23 protein-coding genes are annotated in these 25,048 nt (G+C 62.6%); 19 read left to right on the top strand and 4 right to left on the bottom strand.

Annotated elements, in window-relative coordinates; translation table 11 throughout:
- Window positions 1–26 precede the first annotated feature (26 nt).
- The 8 genes from ehuB to doeB all read left to right on the top strand — a co-directional run bounded on the left by ehuB (window position 27) and on the right by doeB (window position 7,262).
- Window positions 27–869 carry an ectoine/hydroxyectoine ABC transporter substrate-binding protein EhuB gene (ehuB, locus tag OKW20_RS30560; RefSeq protein WP_429178300.1) on the top strand — a complete coding sequence of 281 codons (843 nt, stop codon included), beginning with the start codon at window positions 27–29 and terminating at the stop codon, window positions 867–869.
- A gap of 69 nt (window positions 870–938) precedes the next feature.
- Window positions 939–1,598: an ectoine/hydroxyectoine ABC transporter permease subunit EhuC gene (gene ehuC / locus OKW20_RS30555; protein WP_192448350.1), complete on the top strand. Its 660-nt coding sequence runs from the start codon at window positions 939–941 to the stop codon at window positions 1,596–1,598.
- Between the two features lie 2 nt (window positions 1,599–1,600).
- Window positions 1,601–2,263: an ectoine/hydroxyectoine ABC transporter permease subunit EhuD gene (gene ehuD / locus OKW20_RS30550; protein ID WP_429178283.1), complete on the top strand. Its 663-nt coding sequence runs from the start codon at window positions 1,601–1,603 to the stop codon at window positions 2,261–2,263.
- A complete protein-coding gene (eutA, locus tag OKW20_RS30545; RefSeq protein ID WP_429178281.1) occupies window positions 2,263–3,039 on the top strand; it encodes an ectoine utilization protein EutA in 777 nt (258 codons plus the stop codon). Before ehuD ends, eutA begins: the two co-directional genes overlap by 1 nt.
- A 2-nt stretch (window positions 3,040–3,041) precedes the next feature.
- A complete protein-coding gene (eutB, locus tag OKW20_RS30540) occupies window positions 3,042–4,043 on the top strand; it encodes a hydroxyectoine utilization dehydratase EutB (RefSeq protein WP_429178279.1) in 1,002 nt (333 codons plus the stop codon).
- Complete coding sequence (eutC, locus tag OKW20_RS30535) at window positions 4,040–5,032, top strand: ectoine utilization protein EutC (RefSeq protein WP_429178277.1); 993 nt, start codon at window positions 4,040–4,042, stop codon at window positions 5,030–5,032. The genes eutB and eutC overlap by 4 nt, the downstream gene beginning before the upstream one ends.
- A 34-nt stretch (window positions 5,033–5,066) precedes the next feature.
- Window positions 5,067–6,248 (top strand): ectoine hydrolase DoeA, encoded by a 1,182-nt coding sequence (gene doeA / locus OKW20_RS30530; RefSeq protein ID WP_429178275.1) that lies wholly within the window; start codon window positions 5,067–5,069, stop codon window positions 6,246–6,248.
- Window positions 6,249–6,251: 3 nt separating this feature from the next.
- Window positions 6,252–7,262, top strand: a complete 1,011-nt coding sequence (gene doeB / locus OKW20_RS30525; RefSeq protein ID WP_429178273.1) for a N(2)-acetyl-L-2,4-diaminobutanoate deacetylase DoeB — start codon at window positions 6,252–6,254, stop codon at window positions 7,260–7,262.
- A gap of 89 nt (window positions 7,263–7,351) precedes the next feature.
- On the opposite strand, the gene OKW20_RS30520 is transcribed toward doeB, so the two are convergent.
- The 3 genes from OKW20_RS30520 to OKW20_RS30510 form a co-directional block, all read right to left on the bottom strand.
- Window positions 7,352–7,651: a DUF6894 family protein gene (locus OKW20_RS30520; RefSeq protein ID WP_043616044.1), complete on the bottom strand. Its 300-nt coding sequence runs from the start codon at window positions 7,649–7,651 to the stop codon at window positions 7,352–7,354.
- Window positions 7,652–7,896: 245 nt separating this feature from the next.
- A complete protein-coding gene (locus OKW20_RS30515) occupies window positions 7,897–8,961 on the bottom strand; it encodes a LacI family DNA-binding transcriptional regulator (protein WP_043616047.1) in 1,065 nt (354 codons plus the stop codon).
- Window positions 8,962–9,028: 67 nt separating this feature from the next.
- Window positions 9,029–10,219, bottom strand: coding sequence for a glycoside hydrolase family 88 protein (locus tag OKW20_RS30510; RefSeq protein ID WP_052201761.1), 1,191 nt, complete (start codon window positions 10,217–10,219; stop codon window positions 9,029–9,031).
- A gap of 141 nt (window positions 10,220–10,360) precedes the next feature.
- Here OKW20_RS30510 and OKW20_RS30505 point away from each other — a divergent pair, with 141 nt between their 5' ends.
- From OKW20_RS30505 to kduD, 7 genes are all read left to right on the top strand, one after another.
- The gene (locus OKW20_RS30505) at window positions 10,361–11,287 is read left to right on the top strand and encodes a carbohydrate ABC transporter permease (protein ID WP_052201762.1); all 927 of its coding nucleotides are present in this window, start codon (window positions 10,361–10,363) and stop codon (window positions 11,285–11,287) included.
- Between the two features lie 112 nt (window positions 11,288–11,399).
- Window positions 11,400–12,173, top strand: coding sequence for a carbohydrate ABC transporter permease (locus OKW20_RS30500; protein WP_223737547.1), 774 nt, complete (start codon window positions 11,400–11,402; stop codon window positions 12,171–12,173).
- Between the two features lie 34 nt (window positions 12,174–12,207).
- Window positions 12,208–13,290, top strand: a complete 1,083-nt coding sequence (locus OKW20_RS30495; RefSeq protein ID WP_429178269.1) for an ABC transporter ATP-binding protein — start codon at window positions 12,208–12,210, stop codon at window positions 13,288–13,290.
- 44 nt (window positions 13,291–13,334) lie between these two features.
- Complete coding sequence (locus OKW20_RS30490; protein WP_429178267.1) at window positions 13,335–14,618, top strand: ABC transporter substrate-binding protein; 1,284 nt, start codon at window positions 13,335–13,337, stop codon at window positions 14,616–14,618.
- Between the two features lie 76 nt (window positions 14,619–14,694).
- Entirely contained in the window at window positions 14,695–16,560 is a 1,866-nt protein-coding gene (locus OKW20_RS30485; protein ID WP_429178265.1) for a DUF2264 domain-containing protein, read from the top strand.
- 38 nt (window positions 16,561–16,598) lie between these two features.
- A complete protein-coding gene (gene kduI / locus OKW20_RS30480; RefSeq protein WP_429178263.1) occupies window positions 16,599–17,435 on the top strand; it encodes a 5-dehydro-4-deoxy-D-glucuronate isomerase in 837 nt (278 codons plus the stop codon).
- Window positions 17,432–18,196: a 2-dehydro-3-deoxy-D-gluconate 5-dehydrogenase KduD gene (gene kduD, locus OKW20_RS30475; RefSeq protein ID WP_043616063.1), complete on the top strand. Its 765-nt coding sequence runs from the start codon at window positions 17,432–17,434 to the stop codon at window positions 18,194–18,196. Before kduI ends, kduD begins: the two co-directional genes overlap by 4 nt.
- 27 nt (window positions 18,197–18,223) lie before the next feature.
- On the opposite strand, the gene OKW20_RS30470 is transcribed toward kduD, so the two are convergent.
- The gene (locus tag OKW20_RS30470; RefSeq protein WP_043616065.1) at window positions 18,224–19,099 is read right to left on the bottom strand and encodes a LysR substrate-binding domain-containing protein; all 876 of its coding nucleotides are present in this window, start codon (window positions 19,097–19,099) and stop codon (window positions 18,224–18,226) included.
- Window positions 19,100–19,216: 117 nt separating this feature from the next.
- Here OKW20_RS30470 and OKW20_RS30465 point away from each other — a divergent pair, with 117 nt between their 5' ends.
- The 4 genes from OKW20_RS30465 (at window position 19,217) to phnY (ending at window position 24,917) form a co-directional block, all read left to right on the top strand.
- Window positions 19,217–20,869: a Na/Pi cotransporter family protein gene (locus tag OKW20_RS30465; RefSeq protein ID WP_429178261.1), complete on the top strand. Its 1,653-nt coding sequence runs from the start codon at window positions 19,217–19,219 to the stop codon at window positions 20,867–20,869.
- 102 nt (window positions 20,870–20,971) lie between these two features.
- On the top strand, window positions 20,972–22,174 hold the full coding sequence (locus OKW20_RS30460) for a 2-aminoethylphosphonate--pyruvate transaminase (RefSeq protein ID WP_429178257.1): 1,203 nt from the start codon (window positions 20,972–20,974) through the stop codon (window positions 22,172–22,174).
- Window positions 22,175–22,189: 15 nt separating this feature from the next.
- The gene (gene phnA, locus OKW20_RS30455) at window positions 22,190–23,452 is read left to right on the top strand and encodes a phosphonoacetate hydrolase (RefSeq protein ID WP_205240052.1); all 1,263 of its coding nucleotides are present in this window, start codon (window positions 22,190–22,192) and stop codon (window positions 23,450–23,452) included.
- A gap of 10 nt (window positions 23,453–23,462) precedes the next feature.
- A complete protein-coding gene (phnY, locus tag OKW20_RS30450) occupies window positions 23,463–24,917 on the top strand; it encodes a phosphonoacetaldehyde dehydrogenase (RefSeq protein WP_429178254.1) in 1,455 nt (484 codons plus the stop codon).
- Window positions 24,918–25,048: the final 131 nt, after the last annotated feature.

The raw sequence follows: 25,048 nt of genomic DNA, 5'->3' as shown, positions 1-25,048 counted from the left end.
AGCCAGAGGAGTTCGGAACGATGAGCATGAGAACCTTTTTGACCATAACCGCCAGCACGGGCGCCCTGACGGCAATGCTCGCCGCAGCACCAGCCTGGGCCGACGGCAAGCTTGAGGAACTGAAGGAACAGGGTTTCGCCCGCGTTGCCATCGCCAACGAGCCGCCCTTTACGGCAGTTGCTGCCGACGGCAAGGTTTCCGGCGCAGCTCCGGACGTCGCACGAGAGGTCTTCAAACGCCTCGGGGTCGAAGACATCGTCGCCTCGATCTCGGAATACGGTGCGATGATCCCGGGCCTGCAGGCCGGCCGCCACGACGTCATCACTGCCGGCCTCTTCATGAAGCCGGAACGGTGCAACGCCGTTGCCTATTCAGAACCGATCCTGTGCGACGCCGAAGCCTTCGCGCTGAAAAAGGGCAACCCGCTGAAGCTGAAGAGCTACAAGGACATCGCCGACAATCCGGATGCCAAGATCGGCGCGCCAGGTGGCGGTACGGAAGAAAAGCTCGCGCTTGAAGCCGGCGTCCCGCGCGACCGCGTTATTGTCGTGCCGGATGGCCAAAGCGGGCTGAAGATGCTGCAGGACGGCCGTATCGACGTCTATTCGCTCCCGGTGCTTTCGATCAACGCTCTTGTCTCCAAGGCGAACGACCCCAGCGTCGAAGTCGTCGCGCCGGTTGAAGGCGCTCCAGTCTATTGCGACGGCGCGGCCTTCAAGAAGGGTGAGGAAGCCTTGCGCGACGCCTTCGACGTGGAACTGGCAAAGCTCAAGCAGTCGGGCGAATTTGCCAAGATCATCGAGCCCTATGGTTTCTCGGCCGCAGCCGCGATGTCGACGACCCGCGAAAAGCTCTGCGCCACCAAGTAAGCACCGCAGCAATTCGGCCTCTTCCCGAGCCGGGGAGAGGCAATCCGCTCCCTCGTAGTTGGAAGAACGATGACCGACTGGTCTGGTTACATAGGGCTGATCCTTGAAGGCGCGCTGGTGACGCTTGAGCTTACCGTGCTCGGCTCGATGCTCGCCGTCGTCATGGCATTCGTCGCCGGTCTCGGGCGCGTCAGCCGCTTTCTCGTGGTTCGCGCGCTTGCCACCACCTATATCGAGTTTTTCCGCGGCACGTCGATCTTCGTTCAGCTTTTCTGGGTCTATTTCGTGCTGCCATTCGCCGGTGTCACCCTGTCACCGCTTCAGGCCGGCGTGCTGGCGCTGGGACTGAACGTGGGAGCCTATGGGGCGGAGGTCGTGCGCGGCGCCGTCAAGGCTATCGGTCGCGAGCAGCGCGAGGCCTGCATAGCGCTCAATCTCTCGCGCTATCAGTCGATGCGTTACATTATCCTTCCGCAGGCTCTGCCGTTGATGCTCCCGACCTTCTGCAACAACGCGATCGAGCTTTTGAAGGGCACGGCCGTCGTGTCGCTGATCTCGCTCACCGATATGACCTTTCAGGCCCAGGTGGTCCGCGCCCAGACCGGCAGCACGCTCATTCCTTTCGCAACGATCCTCGTACTCTACTTCCTGATGGCGCTCGCCATCTCCAATGGCATGCGCTGGCTGGAACGCCGGGTAACGCGCGGCCTTGATGGCGTGAGGACCTGACGATGGAATGGGATTGGAATTTCGTCTGGGAAATCATGCCGGCCCTGCTTGAGGGCCTGAAGATCACCATTCTGGCGACCGTGTTCGGCGCAGCATTTGCCGCCGTCATCGGCCTCGTCTTTGCCATCCTGCGCATGACCGCGCCCAGGCCGATTGCGAAGGCCACGGGCTTCATCGTGGAGTTCATTCGCGGCACGCCGCTTCTGGTGCAGCTCTACTTCATCTTCTTCGTGTTGCCGGATATCGGCATCCGCCTGCCGGCAATGCTCGCCGGTATCATCGGCCTCGGGCTTCACTATGGGACCTATGCGGCCGAGGTCTACCGCGCCGGTATCGAGAACGTGCCGCGCGGCCAATGGGAGGCGGCCAAGGCGACGAACCTCACCGGCCGCCAGACCTGGATCCACGTCATCCTGCCGCAGGCGATCCCGCCGATGATCCCGGCGCTCGCCAACTATCTGATCGCCATGTTCAAGGAGACGCCGCTGCTTTCCGCCATCACCGTGCTCGAGCTGATGAACCAGGCGAAAAGCGTCGCCAACAGCAGCTATCGCTATATCGAGCCGATGACGCTGGTCGGGGTCTTCTTCCTGATCATGAGCCTGATCTCCGTCGTCTTCCTGCGCTGGCTGGAAGAACGCTACGCCCGAGTGGAGGAACGCTGATGCAGACGTTCGACCTTACTCTCGCCTCGCGCATGCCGAAGCTGGATGAGCGTCCGCTCGAAAAGCGCGTCGGGCTGATCATCCTTGCGACCGACCACACCACGGAAGTGGACTTTCAGCGTATGGTGGCAAGCGAGCGGATCGGCGTCTACACAACGCGCGTTCCTTACGCGAACCCGGTGACGCCGGAAAACCTGCGCGCCATGCAGCCCTCGCTGACCTCGGCGGCCGCGCTCATCTTGCCGGACGAGCCCCTCGACGTCGTCATGTATTCCTGCACCTCCGCCTCGGTCGTCATCGGCGACGCGGAAGTGGGAGCGGCCGTGCGCGCCGCCAAACCGAGTGCCGCCGTCGTCACGCCGACTGCGGCGGCCGTCTGTGGTCTCAAGGCGTTCGGCGCCAAGCGCATTTCGGTGCTCACGCCCTATACGATCGAGACCAGCAAGCCGATGGCCGACTATTTCCTGTCCCTCGGCTTCGAGATCGCCCGTTTCACCTGCCTTGGACTTAACGACGACCGGGAGATGGCGCGCATTTCTCCGGACGAAATCGTTGCCTTTGCGAGGCAAGCGACTGCACCCGGTAGCGACGCACTCTTCATATCCTGCACGGCTGTGCGCGCGGCAAGCGTCGCGGCAGAGATCGAGGCCATCATCGGCAAGCCTGTCGTTACCAGCAACCTCGCCACCGCATGGGCGTGCCTGCGGCTCTGCGGCAATGAAACCGCGCGGCCGGAACTCGGTCGCCTCATGACGCTTGCCTATTCGGACCGGTAGCGATGTCGAACCTCCCCGTAACATTGGCGGATATCGAACAGGCGGCCCGGCGCATCGACGGTCGGGTCTTGAATACGCCTCTCGTATTTTCCGCGTCGCTCTCCGAACGCTGCGGTGTTCCTGTCGGCCTCAAGCTCGAACATCACCAGACGACGGGCAGCTTCAAGCTTCGCGGCGCCACGAATGCCGTGCTCTCGCTGACGCCTGAGGAGCGGGCAAGGGGGGTCGTCGCTGCCTCGACCGGCAATCATGGTCGGGCGCTCGCCCATGCCGCCAGGACTGAAGGTTCGATTGCGACAATCTGCATGTCCAGGCTTGTGCCCGACAACAAGGTGTCGGAGATCCGCAGGCTCGGCGCCAATGTCCGGATCGTCGGCAAATCGCAGGACGAGGCGCAGCTTGAGGTAGATCGCCTGGTTGCTGAAGACGGTCTCGTCATGGTGGCACCCTTCGATAACCGGGCTGTCGTTGCCGGCCAGGGCACGCTCGGGCTGGAGATCCTTGAGGCGATGCCGGACGTGGCGACAGTGCTTGTGCCGCTTTCGGGCGGTGGGCTTGCGGCGGGTGTCGCCGCGGCGGTGAAAGGGCGGTCGCCGAAGACCCGCGTCATCGGCCTCACCATGGAGCGAGGTGCTGCGATGAAGGCCAGTCTCGATGCCGGAGGGCCGGTTGCCGTCGAGGAGGTGGCGAGCCTTGCCGACTCCCTCGGTGGCGGCATCGGCCTCGATAACGCCGTGACCTTCGAAATGTGTCGGGCACTGCTCGACGACGTGATCCTGCTTTCCGAAGACGAGATCGCCGCCGGCATGCGGCATGCCTATTCCCAGGAGCGCGAGGTGATCGAGGGGGCAGGGGCGGTCGGCATCGCAGCCCTGCTTTCCCGCCGACTTGGCGGGCTGGATGGGCCGGTGGCAGTTATCCTCTCCGGCCGCAATGTCGACATGGACCTGCATCGCCGGGTCATCAATGGCGGGGTTGGTCCGCTGGCGGAGGCAGCGGCATGACCACGATGAAGATTCTCACCGAGGCAGAACTGAGGCGCATCGTTCCGCTCGATCTTGAATCGATTGCCTGTGTGGAAGACGCGTTCCGCGCGCTTGCTACCAAGGCGGTCGCCATGCCGCCGATCCTGAGGCTCGACATTCCCGAAGCGCGCGGCGAGGTGGACGTGAAGACGGCTTACGTGCCCGGTCTCGACGGTTTCGCCATCAAGATCAGTCCTGGCTTCTTCGACAATCCGAAGATCGGCCTGCCGAGCACCAACGGCCTGATGGTGCTGCTTTCCACGAAAACTGGCCTGGTAGAGGCCGTACTGCTCGACAACGGCTACCTGACGGATGTGCGGACCGCCGCGGCCGGCGCCGTTGCGGCTTGGCACCTTTCGCGCCCGGATGCCAAGGTCGCCGCCATCTTCGGCGCCGGCATGCAGGCAAGGTTGCAGCTTGAGGCCTTAAGCCTCGTGCGGCCGATCCGCGAAGCGCGCATCTGGGCAAGAGACGTTACAAAGGCTAAGGCCGCCGCAGCGGACATGACGGTGAAGCTCGGCTTTCCGGTTCGTGCCGAGGCCGACGGCCGCGCGGCTGTCGATGGCGCCGACATCATCGTCACCACCACGCCGTCCGAAACACCGGTACTTCGGACCGACTGGCTCCAGCCTGGCCAGCATGTCACGGCCATGGGGTCGGACGCCGAGCACAAAAACGAGATCGAGCCCGCCATTGTCACCGGCGTCGGCCTCTACGTCGCCGACAGCCTCAAACAGACGCGCAGGCTCGGTGAACTCCACCATGCCATCGAAGCGGGTCTGGTGGCGGAGGGCACGATCTTCCCCGAACTCGGCGAGATAATTGTCGGGCGCAAGCCGGGCCGTAGCGGCCCCGAGCAGATCACCGTGGCGGACCTGACCGGCACGGGCATTCAGGACACGGCCATCGCAACGCTTGCTGCCGCCCGCGCGGCTGCGACGGGCACCGGCACGATCTTCGAGAGTTGAGACCGGCTTTTCGCCGGGTATAGAGGAAAAACCGATGAAACAAGCGAACCTGAAGTTCTCACTTCCGGAGTATGAAACGCGTCTTCAAAAAACGCGGAAAGCCATGGAGGCCAAGGGCATCGACGTGCTGATCGTCAGCGATCCGTCGAACATGAACTGGCTGACCGGCTATGACGGCTGGTCCTTCTACGTGCACCAATGTGTCGTCGTACCGCCGGCGGGTGAACCGATCTGGTACGGCCGCGGCCAGGATGCCAACGGCGCCAAATTCACCGCCTACCTCAAGCACGAAAACATCATCGGCTATCCGGACCACTATGTGCAGAACACCGAGCGCCACCCGATGGATTACCTATCGGCCAAGCTCGCCGAACGCGGCCTGGACAAGCTGACGATCGGCGTGGAGATGGACAATTACTGGTTCTCCGCCGCCGCCTTCGCGGCGCTTGTGAAGCACCTGCCGAACGCCCGCTTCGTCGATGCGACCGCCCTCGTAAACTGGCAGCGCGCGGTCAAGAGTGAGGCGGAAATCGGCTACATGCGCAACGCCGCAAGGATCGTTGAAAAGATGCATGAGCGCATCTTCGACAAGATCGAGGTCGGCATGCGCAAATGCGATCTGGTCGCGGAAATCTATGATGCCGGAACCCGTGGCGTTGACGGCATCGGCGGCGATTATCCGGCGATCGTGCCGCTACTGCCCTCGGGCGTGGAGGCTTCTGCGCCGCACCTCACCTGGGACGACCGGCCGATGAAGACAGGCGAGGGCACCTTCTTCGAGATTGCCGGCTGCTATCACCGCTACCACGTGCCACTCTCGCGCACCGTCTTCCTCGGTAAACCGACGCAGGCGTTCCTCGACGCGGAAAAGGCCACGCTGGAGGGCATGGAGGCAGGCCTCGAAAAAGCGCGACCCGGCAATACCTGCGAGGATATCGCCAACGCCTTCTTCGCCGTGCTCAAGAAGTACGGGATCGTGAAGGACAACCGCACGGGCTATGGCATCGGCGTTTCCTATCCGCCGGACTGGGGCGAGCGCACGATGAGCCTGCGACCCGGCGACCGCAGCGAACTGAAGCCGGGCATGACCTTCCACTTCATGACGGGGCTCTGGCTCGAGGACATGGGCTTTGAGACCACGGAGAGCATTCTGATCACCGAGACCGGCGTCGAGTGCCTTGCCAATGTGCCGCGCAAGCTGCTCGTGAAGGATTGAGCCATGCGGGAACTCAACCTTCGTCCGTCGCCGATCAACCCCACGGTCGATTTTTCAGCCGACGGTGTGCAGCACGGTTTCCTGCGTCTGCCCTACAGCCGCGACGATTCCGCCTGGGGCTCGGTAATGATCCCGGTGACGGTCGTGAAGAACGCGGAGGGGCCGACGGCCCTTCTCACCGGCGGCAACCACGGCGACGAATATGAGGGGCCGATTGCGCTCTTCGATCTCGCCCGCACGCTGAAGGCCGAAGAGATAACGGGTCGCGTCATCATCGTGCCGGCGATGAACTATCCGGCCTTTTTGGCCGGCGCCCGCACCTCGCCGATCGACAAGGGAAACATGAACCGCAGTTTCCCGGGGGCGCCGGACGGCACAGTGACCCAGAAGATTGCCGACTATTTTCAGCGCACGCTGCTACCGCTTGCCGATATCGTGCTCGACTTTCATTCCGGCGGAAAGACGCTCGATTTCCTGCCCTTCTGCGCGGCCCACATCCTGCCGGACAAGGCACAGGAGGAGAAATCCTTTGACCTCGTCAGGGCATTCGGCGCCCCGTGGTCGATGAAGATGCTGGAGATCGATGCCGTCGGCATGTACGACACGGCCGCGGAGGAGATGGGCAAGGTCTTCATCACCACCGAGCTTGGCGGCGGCGGCACGGCGACGGCGAGGAGTGCTGCCATCGCCAAGACGGGCGTTTCCAACGTGCTGAAAGCGGCGGGCATCATGAAAGGCACTGTCGAAAGCGCAGAAACCACGTGGCTCGACATGCCCGACGGAAATTGCTTTTGCTTTGCCGAGGACAGCGGCCTCATCGAGCCGTTCGTCGATCTCGGCGACCAGGTGAAGAGCGGGGAAATCGTGGCCCGGATCTACCCGATCGGCCGCACAGGCGACGAACCGCTGGACATCAGGGCAAAGATGGACGGCATCCTCGTCGCTCGCCATTTCCCCGGCCTCGTCAAATCTGGCGATTGCGTCAGCGTGCTGGCAACCATTGTCACGGCGTAGGTCGGAGGATCATCGGCGGCCGTCGTTTGCGAACCATCGCCCGCGCGATTGGGGGGCACCGCGCTCGCGTCGATAAGGCGTGAGTTGAATTAACGCACCCTGCGGAATTGGCTGACGTCAAGGCCGGCCAGTTCTCTCCAGGCGTGCTCGAATTTCGAACTCGCAGATTGCCAGGGTGGCATGGCCCGCCTGGCAGTCACGCGCGCCAGGACAATGCCGCCTGCGCGTTCGACAGTCACGATGACGCTACGGTGCCTGTCGTCTTCCGCGATCTTGTCGGCGATCGACCTGCCATTGGTCACCGCCTGACTGTCATTGGCGTGAAACGCCCCATGGTCATCGCGACTGATCCTGCCGGACAGGTGAATATGAAAGAGGTATCGGGGCATGTTGCCACTCGAGCAATGATTGCTTTTTCTACTTCTTAGCAGTCTTGCTGATCTATTGCGCGTGACGGTTGCGTGACATGCCTTGTGAGACGTGACGAAGCTACAATCGATGTCACGCGAGGTGAGGCTGCGTTTCAGAGCGGCCGAGTGGTTGGCTGCACCGTTCTACAGCGCACGTTTCCGATGAACAGGGTCTTCGGCCGTCGATCGCGGTTCTCTCCAGGCAGAGTTCGCCCCCTGCTGTCTCACGCCCTTTTCGCGTGACGGGTGCTTCTCGGCGCAGCGACGGTGGAACGTTCAACCAGGCGGACGCCGAGATTGACCCGGCGCACATTGATTTCGGGGTCGTTGATCCGTTCCAGCAGAAGCTGGATTCCGGCGCGGCCAAGCTCGCCCCGATCGATGCGCATCGTCGTCAGTGGCGGGCGGCTGTGCCGGGCGATGGCAATATCGTCGACCCCGATGATCGAGAAGTCTTCCGGAACCGCGTGGCTGCTGGCTTCGAGAGCCTGCATGACGTTGATCGCGATCAGATCGGTGCTGCAGAAGAACGCGGTCGTGTCGGCGAAACGTCCCTGCTTTATGGCCTGCCGTATCGCCGGCGTGGTGTCGGGCTCTTGCAGGCCCATGCGGCCGAGATCGAAGAGGTGCCTGTTTTCGTCGAAGGTCATCCCGGCCTCCTCCAGCGCGATCCGGAAGCCTTCGAGCCGCCGGCGCAACGACAGGCGGTGGGGAATGGTCACGTGCACGATTTCGCGGTGGCCGGCCGCAAGCAGCCTTTGCGCAGCGAGCCAGCCGGCGGACCAGTTGTCGGGCAGTACGCAGGAGAGCCGCATCGTCCGGTCCATGCCGTTGATGATGACGGCCGGGATGCCGCTATCGACAATCCTGTCGATCATGACGGGATGGTCCATGCCGAGCACGACAAGGGCGCCTGGCCGGATGTCGCGCAGAATGTCGGAGATTTCGCTGATGGCGATCTCCGGATCCAGCGAGACGAGCCGGACGTCGATCCTGAGCGAGCTTGTGCTAGCCTCTGCAAGCACGCCTTGGATCACGTCCTCGTAGAAAGCCGAACTTGCATAAAACTGCGCCGGCATCACCAGCACAGTGCTCTCGACGCCGGCGCGGATCAGCGAGCGCGCCGCCCGAACCTGGTAACCCAGCCGCTCCGCATGGTCGAGGATCTTGCGCCGGCTCTCGTCGCCGACGCCACCGCGATTGTTGAGCACCTTCGATACGGATGCGACCGAAACGCCCGCGGCGTCGGCGATGTCCTTGAGTGTCGGGGCGTTCGATTCGTCATCCATATCGACGAAGATCCTAACTGGCCGCGGAAGGCGAGATTGATGGCGGCTGCATGGTCATGATCGTCCACTACCAGAAGAAGCGCGTGTGCCCAAGCGACCGCATCAACGCCTCCATGAAATAATAGTCGCCATAGGGCAGCATCGCATCGGAGTAGCCGGCACTGGCATGGGCTGCGCCATGGGCGAGCAGCCCTTCCGCCTTCGGATCGCCGGTCAGGTCGCAACTGTCGAGCAGGCCGCCGATCAGGCGATCGCCGAGTGCGTACCAGCGCTGTGCCTCCTCCGGTTCACAAAGCCCGGCGAGGATGAAGGTGCCGGCCGCCATGATCGCGCCCGCGGAACTGTCGCGGGGCGCTGACTTGGCATCGGGAACCGAATAGTCCCAGACCGGAACGTCGTCGTTGCCCATCAGGGCTTCGGCCTTGGCAGCCAGACGCCTGGCCGCGTCGGCGAAGTGAGGGTTGCCGGTGGTTGCCGCGCATTGCGCATAGCCATGGATCAGCCAGGCCTGGCCGCGCGACCAGCAGGAATCGTCCGCATATCCTTGATGGGTCTCCCCGCGCAGCGGCTTGCCGCTTGAAGGGTCGAACAGGAAGGTGTGGAAGCTCGTGTCATCGGCGCGAACCAGGTGCTTCAGGGTCGTTTCGGCGTGGCCGTCGGCGGCTTCGGCAAAATCGCTGCGGCCGGTCTCGCGGTGGGCCCAGTGCAGCAGCGCCAGGTTCTGCATCGTATCGACGATGACGCGCCCATTGACGAATTCGGCGCGAATGCCGCCATGGATCGGACGCGCATTCCAGGCCTGGATATACCGTGCATCCGGGCGATAGCGCTCAAGCAGCCTTGCCGCAGCCTCAAGAGCGAGATCGCGGGCCTCCCGGTCGCCCGTCAGCAGCCACTCCGCGACGCAGCTCAATGAAAACTGGAAGCCGAGATCGTGGTCTTGCGCATCGCGATGGCGCAAGATGTCGCGAAAGACGGCGCGGCGGGCCCGCGCGGCGTTCAGAAAGCAGGGGTCGCCCGTGAGTTCCAGCGCAAGCCAGAGCTGGCCGGCTTGAAAGCTCACGACCCAGTCAAAGGGCCCGCAATAGCTCCAAGTCTGATCCGGCAGGCCGATCTTCGGATTGCGCAGGCCGATCGTCGGCATGGTCTGGCGCAATTTGGCAATGCAGCGTTCCAAAGCTTGCTGGTGACGTTCGCGATTGGGACGATTGCCAACCATTTCGACCGCGTTGAAGTAGCCGTTTCGTTCGATGCGCATGATAAGCCTCACGTTGGTTTCGTGAAGTTTTCGCACGATTACGATAATTTCGTCAACTACGAAACTTTCTGTTGACGGGAAAATTTCTAACCGGTAGGAATCGGATGCTCGGGAGGAGCCGGGCATCGCAGGAGAGGTACCATGTCCATATCAGGGACAACTGAAAGACCGGTTGCCGGCAGCGGGCTCAGGTTCGCAGAAAGCTTGGCCGGTTACGGCTTTCTGACGCCGTGGCTCATCGGCTTTTTTCTGCTGACGCTCGGGCCAGCGGTCGCTTCGTTCTATCTGTCTCTGACCGACTACAGCGGCCTTGGCGCAGCAAACTGGGTTGGCGCGGAAAACTACGTGCGCATCGCGACCGATGATCCACGCTTCTGGACCGCGATGAACGTGACCTTCACCTTCGTGCTGTTGTCCGTTCCCTTGAAGTTGCTCTTTGCGCTTGCCGTGGCCGTGGCGCTGAACAGGGGGCTTGAAGGCCTGTCGCTCTTCCGTGCGATCTTCTACCTGCCGTCTCTGGTGGGCGGCAGCGTCGCCGTGGCGGTCCTGTGGCGACAGGTGTTTGCCGGCGACGGATTGCTCAATCAGGCGCTCAACACGTTGTTCGGTTTCGAAGGGCCAAGCTGGATCTCGAACCCTTCGACGTCGCTCTATACGCTCGTTCTCCTGGCGGTCTGGCAGTTCGGATCCTCGATGATCATCTTTCTCGCCGGTCTGCGTCAGATCCCGCAGGACATGTACGAGGCGGCAAGCATCGATGGCGCCGGCAAGGCACGGCAGTTCTTCAAGATCACCTTGCCGCTTTTGACGCCGGTGATCTTCTTCAATGCCGTGATCCTGACGATCGATGCCTTCAAGGCGTTTACCTCGGCCTTTGTCATCAGCGACGGAACCGGCGGCCCGATCGACTCCACGCTGTTTTACACGCTCTACCTCTACCAGGAGGCCTTCACCAATTTCCGCTTCGGCTATGCCTCGGCGCTGGCCTGGGTCCTGGTGCTCATCATCGCCTTCTTCACCGCCATGTCATTCCTGACGGCCAGGTTCTGGGTTCACTATGATGACTGATGCCGCTCTTTCGACGACCACCATCGCTTCGCGCGCCGACGCCGGCGCATCCACCGCATCCCCGTGGAAACGTGCTCTGCTTTATGCGCTGCTCGTGGCGGTCAGCTTTCTCATGCTCTATCCGCTGCTCTGGATGGTGGCGAGCTCGTTCAAGCCGGACAGCGAGATCTTTACCTCGACGGGCCTGATCCCGACCGATCCGACGGTCGATGCCTATCGTCGCGGCTGGAGCGGCTTGAGCGTCGGCTTTGGCTGGATGTTCTTCAATTCTCTGGTGATTTCGCTGCTCGTCGTCATCGGCAATCTCTTTTCCTGCTCGATGGCGGCCTATGCCTTCACACGGCTGCGTTTCAAGGGGCGCGGCTTCTGGTTCACGCTGATGCTCGGCACCTTGATGATGCCGCAACATGCGGTGCTGATTCCGCAATACGTGATGTTCCTCAAGCTTGGCTGGGTGAACTCCATCCTGCCACTGGTGGTGCCGAAGTTCCTGGCGATCGACGCCTTCTTCATCTTCCTGATGGTGCAGTTCTTCCGGGGCATCCCGCGCGAGCTCGACGAGGCGGCCATCATGGATGGTTGCGGCCCGTTGCGTATCTTCCTGAAGGTGATCCTGCCGCTCTCAACGCCTGTTTTGGCGACGGCAGCAGTCTTCTCGTTCATCTGGACCTGGGACGATTTCTTCGCGCCGCTCATCTACCTGAACGACATCGAAAAATACACCGCCCAGCTGGGTCTGCGCACCTTTGTCGACTCCACCGGGACGTCGGACTGGGGCTCGCTCTTTGCCATGTCGACGCTGACAGTGCTGCCAATCTTCATCCTCTTCATGCTGTTCCAGCGACTTCTGATCGAAGGCATCGCGACAACCGGCATGAAGCGCTGACATCAACTGGAATCGAGAGATAGGGACGGAAACGATGACGACGCTGGCTTTGAACAAGATCAAGAAGAGCTTTGGCAATCTCGACATCATCCGCGGCGTCGATCTGGCGATCGGCTCGGGAGAGTTCGTGGTTTTCGTCGGCCCATCGGGGTGCGGCAAGTCGACCCTTCTGCGCATGATCGCAGGGCTCGAGCCGATCAGCGGCGGCGAACTGTCGATCGGCGGCGAGCGCATGAACGAGAAGGAGGCGAGCCAGCGCGGCATCGCCATGGTCTTCCAGTCCTATGCGCTCTACCCGCACATGAGCGTCTACAAGAACATGTCCTTCGGCCTCGAAACGGCCAAGATGCCGAAGCCCGAAATCGACAGGCGCGTGCGCAAGGCGGCCGACATCCTACAGATTACCCATCTGCTCGATCGTAAGCCGAAGCAGCTCTCCGGTGGCCAGCGGCAGCGCGTGGCGATCGGCCGGGCGATCGTGCGTGATCCGAAGATCTTCCTGTTCGACGAGCCGCTCTCCAACCTGGATGCGGAGCTTCGCGTCCAGACGCGCGTCGAGATTGCCAAGCTGCACAAGGATATCGGGGCGACGATGATCTACGTCACCCATGACCAGGTAGAGGCAATGACGCTTGCAGACCGTATCGTCGTCTTGCGCGCCGGGGTCATCGAACAGCACGGCACGCCGCTCGAGATCTATAACCGGCCCGCCAACCGCTTCGTCGCCGGCTTCATCGGCTCGCCCAAGATGAATTTCCTCGATGCCGTCGCAGGCGACATCCGCGACGGAGGTGTTTCGATCGATATTGCCGGCAGACATGCGCGGCTCCCGATCGAGGAGCACATCGCCGCTGGCACAAAGGTCAGCCTCGGCCTGCGGCCCGAACATATCGGTATCGATGCGACCGGCGGGCTCGAACTCGGCGCGCTGACCGTCGTCCATGTCGAGCATCTCGGCGGTCAGACCATCGTTTACGGCCGGCTTGCCGACGGGCAGTCGCTGACGGTTGCGCTCGATGGCCAGCGCCCGATCACTGCCGGCTCGACGCTGGACGTCAGGATTGCTGCGGAAAACTGCCACCTGTTCGACGAGGCCGGCGACCGCATCGGCCATTGATCGCAAAGAGAGATCTCAAGAAACAAATCATGGAGGAGGAGAACATGATCAACAGACGCCACTTCTTGCGTAACGCCGCGCTTTTCGGGGCGGGCGCCACGCTGACGACGATGCCCGCGTTCCGCGCCTTTGCGGAGGAATCCATGCGCCTTTATTGGTGGGGCACGCCCAGCCGAGCCGAGCGCACGCTTGGCGTTGCCAAGCTCTTCGAGGCGGCGCATTCCGGTGCCAAGATCGTCGGCGAAGTGGGCGGGAGCGACTACTGGGCCAAACTGACGACGATGATCGCCGGTGGAAATGCCCCGGACATTTTCCAGCTCGAGCCCAGCCGCTTTGCCGATTATAGCCGCCGGTCCACCAACCTGCCGCTCAACGACTATCTCGGCAAGGTGATCCGTACGGACAAGCTGGTGCCAGGTGTGCTCGACCTCGGAACGGTCGACGGCAAGGTGACCGGCATGCCGCTGTCGCTGAACGCCTTTGCCATGATCTACGACGCTGATGCCGTCACGAAAGCAGGGCTTGCGCCGCCTTCGGCCAAGACGACTTGGGACGACTTTGCCAAGTTCTCAATCGACCTTACCAAGGCGATCGGCAAGAAGAACGTCTGGGCGGTTGGAAACGCGTCGCGCTACACATACGCCTTCGAGGCGTTTCTGCATCAGCGCGGTAAGAAGCTCTACACCGAAGCCGGAAAACTCGGCTATGAGGCCGGCGATGCGGCCGATTGGTTCGGCTATTGGGAGAGCCTCACCAAGAACGGCGGCTGCGTGTCGGCGGAGATACAAGCGCTCGACAAGGTGCTGGTCGACAGCAACCCACTGGCAACCGGCAACGCGGCCATCGCGATTGCCTTCTCAAACCAGCTGCCGGCCTTCCAGAAGATCTCCAAGAGCACGCTCGATATCACCTCGCTGCCGGTCAGCAGCGCCGATGGTCCCTCTGGTCTTTTCTATCGCCCCGGCTTGCACTGGTCGATCGCAAGCACCGCGAAGAACCCGGAGTTGGCAGCGCAGTTCATCGACTTCTTCGTCAACGACCTTGAGGCCGGCAAGATCCTTCAGGTCGAACGCGGCGTGCCCGTGAACACCGACGTTCAGACTGCCGTACTTCCCTCGATCGACCCCACGGCGAAAAAGACAGTCGATTACGTCAACGGCATCGCCGGCCGCGTCGGAGCCTACCCGCCGGCGGTGCCGCTCGGCGCCGGCGAGCTTGACGAGCGTGTTTTCCGGCCGCTCGCCGACAAGGTCGCCTTTGGCCAATTGACGCCGGCCGAAGCAGGCAGCGAACTCGTTTCGTCGGCCGACCGCATTCTCAAGGCCTGAGCATCCGCTCGATTTTGCCGGGCTGCGCGAGAAATCATCCTTCCCGCGCAGCAATGTTTGAACGGAAGCTTTTCGCATGACCGACACGATCTTCCCCGAAACTCTCTTCAAGCCCTGGGCCGGCAATCAGATGAAGGGCCGCGCCGATGTCGAGGCAGCGCTCAAGGCGCTGGTGGAGCCGGTTGAACAATATCGGTCTGCCGGTGGCGCACGCATCCGGCTGGATGCGCATGCGGCACATTTCGACCAGGCGTCCGCCGACATGGAGGGCTATTCCCGTCTGCTCTGGGGCCTGGCACCGGCCGAAGTCGGCGGCGCGACGTGGATCGACTGGGCGCCGATCGCGCGCGGGCTCGCCAGTGGCTGTGATCCGGCACACCCGGAATACTGGGGCGACCCGTTCGACCGCAGCCAGCGCCTTGTGGAATTGGCCGCGATCGGTTTTGCACTGAGGCTCGTACCGGAGAGGCTCTGGGTGCCGCTCTCTGCGGCCGAACAGCGAAACGTCGCTGCCTATCTGCTCAAAGGCCATGCCTGCGAATACAGCGACAACAATTGGAAGTTCTTCCGGCTGCTCGTCAGCATGGGGTTGAGACACGTCGGGGTCGACTGTGATCGAGACCTCGACGATCAGTACCGGCGGGAACTCGACGCGTTCTACCTCGGCGATGGCTGGTATCACGATGGGGACACGCGTCGCGCCGACCATTACATTCCCTTCGCCTTCCATTTCTACGGCTTGATCCTGGCCGTGCTTGATGGCGGCGACTGGACGAAAAGGTATCGCGAACGGGCCCGACTGATCGCCGGAGACATGGCGAGATGGTTTGCCGATGACGGGCCGGCGCTCTGCTTCGGCCGCTCGATGACCTATCGGTTTGCCATTGCCGGTTTTTTCGGCGCCATGGCGCTCGCAGGCGACGAGGAGATCCCCTTTGGCCAGCAGAAGGGCTATTTCCTGCGTCATCTGCGCTGGTGGGCGAAGCACCCCTTCGCCGCGCGCGATGGCGTGATGCCCGTCGGCTACGCCTATCCCAACCTCATCATGTCGGAACCATACAATTCCGCGCAATCGCCCTATTGGGCGCTGAAGGCCTTCCTTCCGCTGATGCTGCCGGCGGACCATCCTTTCTGGGCGAGCGACGAGGACGCCTGCCCGAAGCGATCCGCCATCTCCACACAGCCGCATATCGGTTTCCTGATCGCCAATCCGCCAGGGGATGCGATTGCGCTCTCCTCTGGCCAGCACACGAGCGCCGAGAACACCTTCATCCGCTTCGCGCCGGAGAAATACGCGAAGTTCGCCTATTCGGCGCGCTACGGCTTCAGCGTCGAGAACGATCTCTGGCGGTTCGATAATTCCGTGCTCGAATCCATGATCGGCTTCAGTGATGATGGCGTACATTTCCGCGTGCGCGAAACCAACGAAGAGGCGTTGGTCGCCGACAACCTTCTCTATGCGCGTTGGCGGCCCTTCGCCGAAGTCTCGGTCGAGACCTGGCTTTACTGGGACGGCGATTTTCAGGTTCGGCTGCACCGCATCGACACGCCGCGGCCGCTCGCCACCATCGAAGGCGGCTTTGCAGTCGGGCGAGACGCCGGCGAAGTTTGCAAACAGGATGCTGGTCGCGCCGTCGTCGCTACGACCTCGGATCTGTCGGCCATCCTCGACCTCGGTTCGACGAGCCCTCGTGAAGGCCGCTGCCATATCGCTGCCCCGAACACCAACCTGGTTTCCGCAAAAACCTTGGTTCCGCAATTGCGCGGGACTGTTCCAGCCGGCGTCAGCACGCTCGCGGTGGCCGTGTTGGCCCAGGCCGATGCGGGAGAAGGCGCAAGGAAACTGTCCCGCTTGCCTCGATCACCCGACGTCGAGGCGCTGCGACGGCGCCTGTCCGAGACGGGGACCAGGGTCACGCTGATGCGCGGCCGACCGCTCTGACATCCCTCGATCCTCTTACAACGACCGAAAGACTTGATATGACGATCCCCGATTTTACATCCCGCCACGCCATTGATCCGCTTGCCGCCGCAGCGATGGGAACCGACGAGCTGCGCCACAATTTCCACATTGGCCATCTGTTTGCGAGCGATCGCGTCAACCTCACCTACACCCATTACGACCGCATGGTGATCGGTGGGGCGATGCCGGTCGAGACCGAATTGACGCTCAAAGCCATCAAACCGATGGGAACGAAGACGTTTCTCGAGCGCCGCGAGTTGATCGCCGTCAACATCGGCGGGCCGGGACGGGCCGTCGTTTCCGGCAAGAGCCATGCGCTCGGTCCCCGTGACATGATTTATGTCGGCATGGGAGCGGACGTGGTGTTCTCGTCGGACGACCGGTCGAAGCCGGCAAAGTTCTATCTGTTGTCGGCCCCGGCGCACCGTACTTATCCGACGGCGCTGCTGACGATCGCGGGCGCGAAGCGGCTCGATCTCGGCAGCCTGGAAACATCGAACGAACGATCGATCTTTCAGTTCACCAATGGGATCGAGACCTGCCAGCTGGTCGTCGGAATGACGGAGCTCAAGAAGGGATCGGTGTGGAACACAATGCCGGCGCATATCCATGATCGACGCATGGAGGCCTACCTCTATTTCGATCTTCCGGAGCCGGCGCGGGTTTTCCATTTTCTCGGCGAGCCTTCCGAGACCCGTCACATCGTGATGGCGAACGAAGAGGCCGTGCTGTCGCCGGTGTGGTCTATCCATTCCGGTTGCGGCACCTCCAGCTATGCCTTCATCTGGGCGATGGCGGGCGACAATGTCGACTACACCGACGCCGACCCGGTGCCGATGGAGACGCTGCGATGAGTGATCTCTCGGCCTTCAGCCTCGAAGGCAAGCGCGTGCTGGTCACGGGCGCCAACACCGGGATCGGCCAAGGCATCGCGGTGTCGATCGGCCGGGCCGGCGGTGAAGTGATCGCGGTCGGGCGCTCGTCGATGGCCGAGACGGTCGAAAAGGTCGAGGCGGCGGGCGGCCGGGTCCTGCCGGTTGCCTGCGATCTCGCCGATGGAGATGCGGTCAAAACGTTGATTGACCGCGTCTGGGGGCAATGCGGTGCTCTGGATGGACTGGTCAACAATGCCGGCATCATTCGTCGGTCGGCCTCCACCGAACTCTCGGAGGCCGACTGGGATGACGTGATCGACCTCAATCTCAAGGCGGCGTTTCTTCTTTGCCAGGCCTATGGCCGAAAACTCCTGGACGAGAAGCGGGCCGGGCGGATCGTCAACATCGCCTCGCTGTTGTCCTTTCAGGGCGGCATTCGTGTCGCGTCCTATACCGCCTCAAAACATGGGGTACTCGGCATTACCCGCATCCTTGCCAACGAATGGGCAAGCCAGGGCATCAACGTCAACGCGATCGCACCTGGCTACATCGTCTCCAACAACACCGAGGCGTTGCGCGCGGATGCGGACCGCTCGGCGGCAATCCTGGACCGTATTCCTGCCGGCCGCTGGGGCACGCCTGAGGATATCGGCGAGGCTGCGGTGTTTCTGTTGGCGCCGGCATCGCGCTACATGCATGGCGCGGTCGTGCCGGTCGATGGTGGTTGGTTGGCGCGATGAATTGCGTCGCTGCCGTCCGGGTGATGATCAGGCCGGTGTAGCGGTGAGCCTGCGGGCAATGTCGAAAAAGGCGCTGACCAGTTTTCCGTTGCTACGCTCGCGCAAACAGATGAGTGCTTCGTCCATCAGCATCTCGGGCGCGTCGATCTCGATGGGAATGAGGCGGCTGTCCTGGCCGAACTCTGCTGACGATACGAAGCCGACGCCGCCGCCGGCGGCGACGATCTCGCGCACCGCCTCGCGACCTTCGGCTTCGATGAGCGGCGTCAGTTGCACACCGCATTGCTGCGACATCGTTTCGAGCTTTTGCCGCGTCTTGGAACCTTGCTCGCGCATGACCAGGGGGTGTTTCACGAGTTCGGCGAAAGTCACCTTTTTCTTGCCTTGCAGCGGGTAGTCGCGGCTCGCAAAGGCGATGATCGGCGTGGAATTGAGTTTCAGAATGTCGAAGTCGCTCGACTGCGGGATCTCGCCGAGAACGCCGATGTCCGCTTCATAGGCGTGCAGGCTGGTGATGACGGTTTCGGTGTTACCGGAATCGATCGAGACCTGGACGGTCGGATAGGTGCGCCGGAAGGCGGCAAGGATATGCAGCAGGTGGTGTGCGGCATCGGCAACGATCCGCAGTTTTCCCGCTCTCAGCGCCCGTGATTCCGACAAGAGATCGAGCGCCTGCTGCTCGACGTCGAACATGCGGCGGGTGACTTCCAGGAGCTGTTGGCCGGCCTGGGTCAGCGTCACCTGCTTCTTGTTCCGGTTGAAGAGGAGGACATCATATTCCTCCTCGAGCTTTCGCACCTGGTCCGAGACCGCCGGCTGGGTGAGGAAGAGCGCTTCGGCGGCGCGCGAGAAGCCGCCGTGGATGGCGACGTTGTGAAAGGCGCGAAGCTGGACATAGCGCATGCGTACGACGCCTCTTTGAATAGATTTGATCGATGGTTTGATTAAAACGAACGATTTGATTTATGTAAAGCGGGCGCGGATAGTTTTCAGATTCCACCTCTATCCGGAGCGCGCCTCATGAACCTCCCGGCCATCGTCCTCGAGCTCGCCGCCGCCACCGTCCTCCTCCTCTACGCCGTCAGCCTCGTGAAAAAGGGCGTCGAGGCAGCGGCAGGCGACATCGTCGCGCGCACCGTCGGCGGCGCCGGTGGACGACCACGTGCGGCCATCTGCGGCTGCGCCGTTGCCATTGCGCTGCAGAGTTCGACCGCGGTCGCTATGCTTGCCGCCGGCTTTGCCGTCAGCGGTGCGCTGGCGCTTGATACGGGCCTGGCCGTGCTGCTTGGCGCCGATCTCGGCTCGGCGCTCGTCGTCAAGATCCTGTCCTTCGACCTGCATTGGCTGGCGCCGCTTCTGATCGCCGTTGGCGGTCTCGCGCATCTGAAGGCATCGGCCCGCAAGACGGTGGAGACCGGGCGCACCCTGCTCGGCATCGGTCTGCTGCTGCTCTCGTTGCAGATGATCGGCCATGCGACGCAGCCGCTCTCGCAGAGCCCGATGCTGCCGTCCGTCGTCGCTTTCATCGGCAAGGATGCCTTGACCGTGATGATCCTGGCTGCCGTCTTCACCTGGGCGCTGCACTCCAGCGTGGCCGCGATCCTCTTAATCCTGACCTTTGCCGTGAAGGGCATCGTGCCTCCGGAGGTCGGCATTCCCCTGGTGCTCGGCGTCAACGTCGGCGGCGGGCTCATCGCGCTGTGGCTGACCCGAGGCCTGCCGGTCGAAGGCCGACGCCTGCCGCTTGGCAATCTCCTCTTCCGCGCCCTGTTCGGCGCAGCGATCTTCGGTCTTTTTTCGCTGCATTCTCCGTTCGACTGGCTGCCCGGGGAGACCGTGGCGGGCAAGCTCGTCAATCTGCATGTGCTCTTCAACGCTGCCCTGGTGCTCGTCGGGGTGATCTTCTGCGGGCCGATGGCGCGCCTCGTTCGGTTGCTGATGCCGCAGGCCGCCGGTGCCAATGACCGAGCGGCTCATGTGAGCGCCCTTGACCCGGCGCTGATCGACAAGCCGGCGCAGGCGCTCGCGGCCGCGGCACGCGAGGTGCTCCACATGGGCAATCTTATCGCCCGGATGCTGGAGCCCGTCATGACCGTCATTCACGCGCCGACACCGCAGGCGGTGAAGGGACTCAGAAGCATCGACGGCGACATCCACGTGGCCCACAGCGCAATCAAGCTCTACATCGCCGCCGTCAACCGCGGCATCCTCACCGAAGACCAATCGCGACGCGGCATCGAACTCACCGAAGCGGCGATCCATCTCGAATATGCCGGAGACGTCATCGCAAAGAGCCTTCTGCAAATGGCCGAGGAGCGGCTTGCGGGCGCAGGCACCTTCTCGCAGGAGGGATGGCAGGAGCTCACTTTGCTGCACGCGGCCGTGTCGTCCAACGTCAGGCTGGCGGCCAATCTTCTCGTCTCCCCGGACCCGGTGATAGCGCGCGAAATGGTTCGGCAGAAGGAACATGTGCGTCGGCTGGTCGAAGAGAGCAGCAAATGCCATCTGGAACGGCTTCGGCAAGGCATCGCGACCAGCATCCTTTCGAGCGACATGCATCTGGAGATCGTTCGGGCGCTGAAGGAGGTCAATTCGCTGGTGACGACCATGGCCTATCCGCGCCTGCGCGAGAGTGGGGACCTTCTCGAAAGCCGGCTGGTGCCGGCCGCCTAGATGTATAATTTCTATCGATAGATTGATACAAAAGAACGATTTTACAGATAGATCTTTCCGCCCCATTGTCGTTCTCGAACACGCCAACCGCGAGGACGGACAATGCCAAACACCGCTTCTGAAAGAACCATCGCGCCCCTGGAAACGCCAAGGCTGGGCGAGCCTTATCTCCTGACCCCCGGTCCGCTGACCACGGCCTATCAGGTCAAGGAAGCCATGCTGCGGGACTGGGGTTCCTGGGATGGCGATTTCCGGGCAATGACCGCCAGGCTCCGCCAGGAACTGCTGGAGATCGCCGGCGATACCAAGGGCGAGTACGATTGCGTGCCGATGCAGGGCAGCGGCTCGTTTTCGGTCGAGGCCATGCTCGGCAGCTTCGTCCCGAAGGACGGCAAGGTGCTGGTGCTGATGAACGGCGCCTATGGCAAGCGCATCGCCCAGACGCTTTCCTATCTCGGTCGTGACCATGTGACGATCGACAAGGGCGACTACATGCCGCCGCGCGGTCCGGAGGTTGCAGCGGCACTCGATGCAGACCCCGCTATCACCCATGTCGTGGTCGTCCATTGCGAAACGAGTTCCGGCATCCTCAATCCGCTGAAGGAGATTTCCGACACGGTCTACTCCCGTGGCCGCAAGTTGCTGGTCGACTCCATGAGTGCCTTCGGCGCAGTGCCGGCCGGTATCGCCGATTTCCGCTACCAGGCGATCGTTTCTTCCGCCAACAAGTGCATCGAGGGTGTGCCCGGCTTCGGCTTCGTCATCGCCCGCAAGAGCGAGCTGGAGGCCGCAAAGGGGCGTAGCCATTCGCTCAGCCTCGATGTGCACGCGCAGTGGGACTACATGAACAAGACGGGCCAGTGGCGCTTCACGCCGCCGACCCACGTGGTCGCGGCCTTCCTGGAAGCCTTGCGCCTGCATCGGGAAGAGGGGGGTGTCGCCGGTCGTGGAGCCCGCTATGCCCGCAACCGCGACGTCATGGTCGCCGGCATGCGCGAGGCAGGCTTCGAGACGCTGCTTGCCGACCAGTGGCTGTCGCCGATCATCGTCACCTTCTTCAGCCCGGCGCATCCCGCCTTCGCCTTCGACCGCTTCTATGACCTGATGAAGGACAAAGGCTTCATCATCTATCCGGGCAAGCTCACGGTGGTCGACAGTTTCCGCGTCGGCTGCATCGGCCGCATGGACGAGCATGTCATGCGCCGCGTGGTCGATGCCGCCCGCAACTCACTCTCCGAAATGGGCGTCGACAGCGCCGCTCCCCCGGCCGTCGCCCTTGAAGAACGCCGCCGTCTCGCCGCCTGAACTGAGGAAATTACGATGAACAAGATGTCCAAGATCACTGTTACCGCCAACCGCCGCACCTATCCTTGGCCGAATGTCCCGGCCATTGCCATCTGCCTCGACGGCTGCGAGCCGGCCTATCTCGACGAAGCCATCAAGGCCGGGCTGATGCCGACGCTCGAGCGCATCCGCAAGACCGGCACGGAGCGCACCGCGCTCAGCGTCATCCCGAGCTTCACCAATCCGAACAACCTTTCCATCGCCACCGGCCGTCCGCCGGCGATCCACGGCATCTGCGGCAACTATCTCTACGAGCCGCAGACCGGCAACGAAGTGATGATGAACGATCCGCGCTTCCTGCGCGCGCCGACCATCTTCAAGGCGTTCTACGATGCCGGTGCGAAGGTCGCCGTGGTGACGGCGAAGGACAAGCTCAGGGCGCTGCTCGGCCACGGGCTCAAGTTCGACGAGGGCAGAGCGATCTGCTTCTCGTCTGAAAAGGCGGACAAGACGACCAAGGCGGAAAACGGCCTCGACAATGCCTCGGCTTGGCTCGGCCGCCCGGTGCCGGAAGTCTATTCGGCCGATCTCTCGGAATTCGTCTTTGCCGCCGGCGTCAAGCTGCTCAAGGAATTCCGCCCTGACGTCATGTACCTGACGACCACCGACTACGTGCAGCACAAATATGCGCCGGGCGTACCCCAGGCGAACGCCTTCTATGAGATGTTCGACAAGTACCTGACCGAACTCGATGCACTTGGCGCGGCCATCATCGTCACGGCCGACCACGGCATGAAGCCGAAGCATAAGGCGGACGGTTCGCCTGATGTCATCTACGTGCAGGACCTGCTCGACCAATGGCTCGGCAAGGACGCCGCCCGCGTCATCCTGCCGATCACGGACCCCTATGTCGTGCATCACGGCGCGCTCGGCTCGTTTGCTACGGCCTATCTGCCCGAAGGTGCGGACAAGGAGGAGATCATTGAGCGGTTGCAGGCGATCGAAGGCATCGACGTCGTGCTCTCCCGCCCGGAAGCTTGCGTACGCTTCGAGTTGCCGGACGACCGGATCGGCGATCTCGTGCTGATCTCGTCGGAAAACAAGACCCTCGGCACCAGCGAACATCGCCACGATCTCGCGGCGCTGAACGAACCGCTGCGCTCGCATGGCGGGTTGACCGAACAGGCGGTGCCGTTCATCGCCAACCGCAAGCTTCCCGAATTGCTGACATCCGCATCGCTGCGCAATTTCGATGCGTTCTACTACGCGCTCGTCGCAGCAGCCCAGACAGCACACTAGGGAGGGAGCGATGACCAAGGTGGAAACAGCATTTGCAATTCGCCACGAGCCCATGCGCATCGCCGGCAAGGCGGTCGATACCGAAGGGCGCGTCGAGGTGCGCTATCCCTTCAACGATGCGGTGATCGGCACGGTGCCGGCGGGCGGCGCCGAGCACGCTCGCAAGGCCTTCGAGATCGCGGCTGCCTATCAGCCAAAGCTGACGCGCTACGAGCGCCAGCGCATCCTGCTCAAGGCCGCGGACCTGCTCGTTGCCCGCAAGGAGGAGATCTCCGATCTGATCACGTTGGAGCTCGGGATCTCCAAGCAGGACTCGCTCTACGAGGTTGGTCGTGCCTTCGACGTGCTGACGCTTTCGGGCCAGATGTGCATCCATGACGACGGCGAGATCTTCTCCTGCGACCTCACCCCGCACGGCAAGGCCCGCAAGATCTTCACCACACGCGAACCGCTCAACGCCATTTCGGCGATCACGCCGTTCAACCACCCGCTCAACATGGTGGCGCACAAGGTGGCGCCGGCCGTCGCGACCAACAATTGTGTGGTGCTGAAGCCCACCGAGCTGACGCCGATGACGGCGCTGATCTTCGCCGACATTCTCTATGAGGCCGGTCTGCCACCGGAAATGCTCTCGGTCGTGACCGGGTGGCCCGCTGATATCGGCATGGAGATGATCACCAATCCGAATTTCGACCTCATTACCTTTACCGGCAGCGTTCCTGTCGGCAAGCTGATCGCGGCTCACGCCCACTACAAGCGGCAGATCCTGGAGCTCGGCGGCAATGACCCGCTGATCATCCTTAATGATCTCTCGGACGCCGATCTCGCCAGGGCGGCGGATCTTGCCGTTGCCGGCGCGACGAAGAATTCCGGCCAGCGCTGCACGGCGGTAAAGCGCATCCTTTGCCAGGAAAGCGTTGCAGATCGTTTCGTGCCGCTGGTGCTGGAGCGGGCGAAAAAGCTGAAGTTCGGCGATCCGATGGATCGCGCGACGGACCTTGGCACGGTCGTCCACGCCAAGGCGGCGGAAGTTTTCGAGCGGCGGGTGCACCGGGCAGCGGAAGAGGGGGCGGAGATCCTCTACGATCCCGGCCGCAAGGGCGCCCTCCTGCCGCCGATCGTCGTCGACAGGGTCAAGCATTCGAGCGAACTGGTGATGGAGGAAACCTTCGCGCCGATCATACCGATCGTGCGCGCGCCGGATGACGACGACGCGCTGATCGCGCTCTCGAACTCCACCGCCTTCGGCCTCTCGTCCGGCGTCTGCACCAACGACTTCCGGCGCATGCAGAAGTACATCGCGGGCCTCAAGGTCGGCACGGTCAACATCTGGGAAGTGCCGGGCTACCGCATCGAGATGAGCCCCTTCGGCGGCATCAAGGATTCGGGCAACGGCTACAAGGAAGGCGTCATCGAGGCGATGAAGAGCTTTACCAACGTCAAGACCTTCTCCTTGCCATGGTGATCTGACGCGCTTCCCCCGCAGATTCACCCCTCTGGGAGCTGCCATGGCGGCTCCCTTTTTTATTGAACGCCGGACGGTCGCGGCAGCTCGTTTCCCGCGCAATCGTCGATCTGCCTCTTCGTTTTGCAGGT

It is taken from the genome of Ensifer sp. LBL (assembly GCF_050435225.1).
Lineage (GTDB): Bacteria > Pseudomonadota > Alphaproteobacteria > Rhizobiales > Rhizobiaceae > Ensifer.
This window is presented reverse-complemented; position numbering and strand designations above follow the sequence as displayed.

Coding starts and splice junctions, on each gene's coding strand:
- ehuB (WP_429178300.1), top strand. CDS start 27: ATGAGAACCTTTTTGACCATAACCGCCAGCACGGGCGCCCTGACGGCA.
- ehuC (WP_192448350.1), top strand. CDS start 939: ATGACCGACTGGTCTGGTTACATAGGGCTGATCCTTGAAGGCGCGCTG.
- ehuD (WP_429178283.1), top strand. CDS start 1,601: ATGGAATGGGATTGGAATTTCGTCTGGGAAATCATGCCGGCCCTGCTT.
- eutA (WP_429178281.1), top strand. CDS start 2,263: ATGCAGACGTTCGACCTTACTCTCGCCTCGCGCATGCCGAAGCTGGAT.
- eutB (WP_429178279.1), top strand. CDS start 3,042: ATGTCGAACCTCCCCGTAACATTGGCGGATATCGAACAGGCGGCCCGG.
- eutC (WP_429178277.1), top strand. CDS start 4,040: ATGACCACGATGAAGATTCTCACCGAGGCAGAACTGAGGCGCATCGTT.
- doeA (WP_429178275.1), top strand. CDS start 5,067: ATGAAACAAGCGAACCTGAAGTTCTCACTTCCGGAGTATGAAACGCGT.
- doeB (WP_429178273.1), top strand. CDS start 6,252: ATGCGGGAACTCAACCTTCGTCCGTCGCCGATCAACCCCACGGTCGAT.
- OKW20_RS30520 (WP_043616044.1), bottom strand. CDS start 7,651: ATGCCCCGATACCTCTTTCATATTCACCTGTCCGGCAGGATCAGTCGC.
- OKW20_RS30515 (WP_043616047.1), bottom strand. CDS start 8,961: ATGGATGACGAATCGAACGCCCCGACACTCAAGGACATCGCCGACGCC.
- OKW20_RS30510 (WP_052201761.1), bottom strand. CDS start 10,219: ATGCGCATCGAACGAAACGGCTACTTCAACGCGGTCGAAATGGTTGGC.
- OKW20_RS30505 (WP_052201762.1), top strand. CDS start 10,361: ATGTCCATATCAGGGACAACTGAAAGACCGGTTGCCGGCAGCGGGCTC.
- OKW20_RS30500 (WP_223737547.1), top strand. CDS start 11,400: ATGCTCTATCCGCTGCTCTGGATGGTGGCGAGCTCGTTCAAGCCGGAC.
- OKW20_RS30495 (WP_429178269.1), top strand. CDS start 12,208: ATGACGACGCTGGCTTTGAACAAGATCAAGAAGAGCTTTGGCAATCTC.
- OKW20_RS30490 (WP_429178267.1), top strand. CDS start 13,335: ATGATCAACAGACGCCACTTCTTGCGTAACGCCGCGCTTTTCGGGGCG.
- OKW20_RS30485 (WP_429178265.1), top strand. CDS start 14,695: ATGACCGACACGATCTTCCCCGAAACTCTCTTCAAGCCCTGGGCCGGC.
- kduI (WP_429178263.1), top strand. CDS start 16,599: ATGACGATCCCCGATTTTACATCCCGCCACGCCATTGATCCGCTTGCC.
- kduD (WP_043616063.1), top strand. CDS start 17,432: ATGAGTGATCTCTCGGCCTTCAGCCTCGAAGGCAAGCGCGTGCTGGTC.
- OKW20_RS30470 (WP_043616065.1), bottom strand. CDS start 19,099: ATGCGCTATGTCCAGCTTCGCGCCTTTCACAACGTCGCCATCCACGGC.
- OKW20_RS30465 (WP_429178261.1), top strand. CDS start 19,217: ATGAACCTCCCGGCCATCGTCCTCGAGCTCGCCGCCGCCACCGTCCTC.
- OKW20_RS30460 (WP_429178257.1), top strand. CDS start 20,972: ATGCCAAACACCGCTTCTGAAAGAACCATCGCGCCCCTGGAAACGCCA.
- phnA (WP_205240052.1), top strand. CDS start 22,190: ATGAACAAGATGTCCAAGATCACTGTTACCGCCAACCGCCGCACCTAT.
- phnY (WP_429178254.1), top strand. CDS start 23,463: ATGACCAAGGTGGAAACAGCATTTGCAATTCGCCACGAGCCCATGCGC.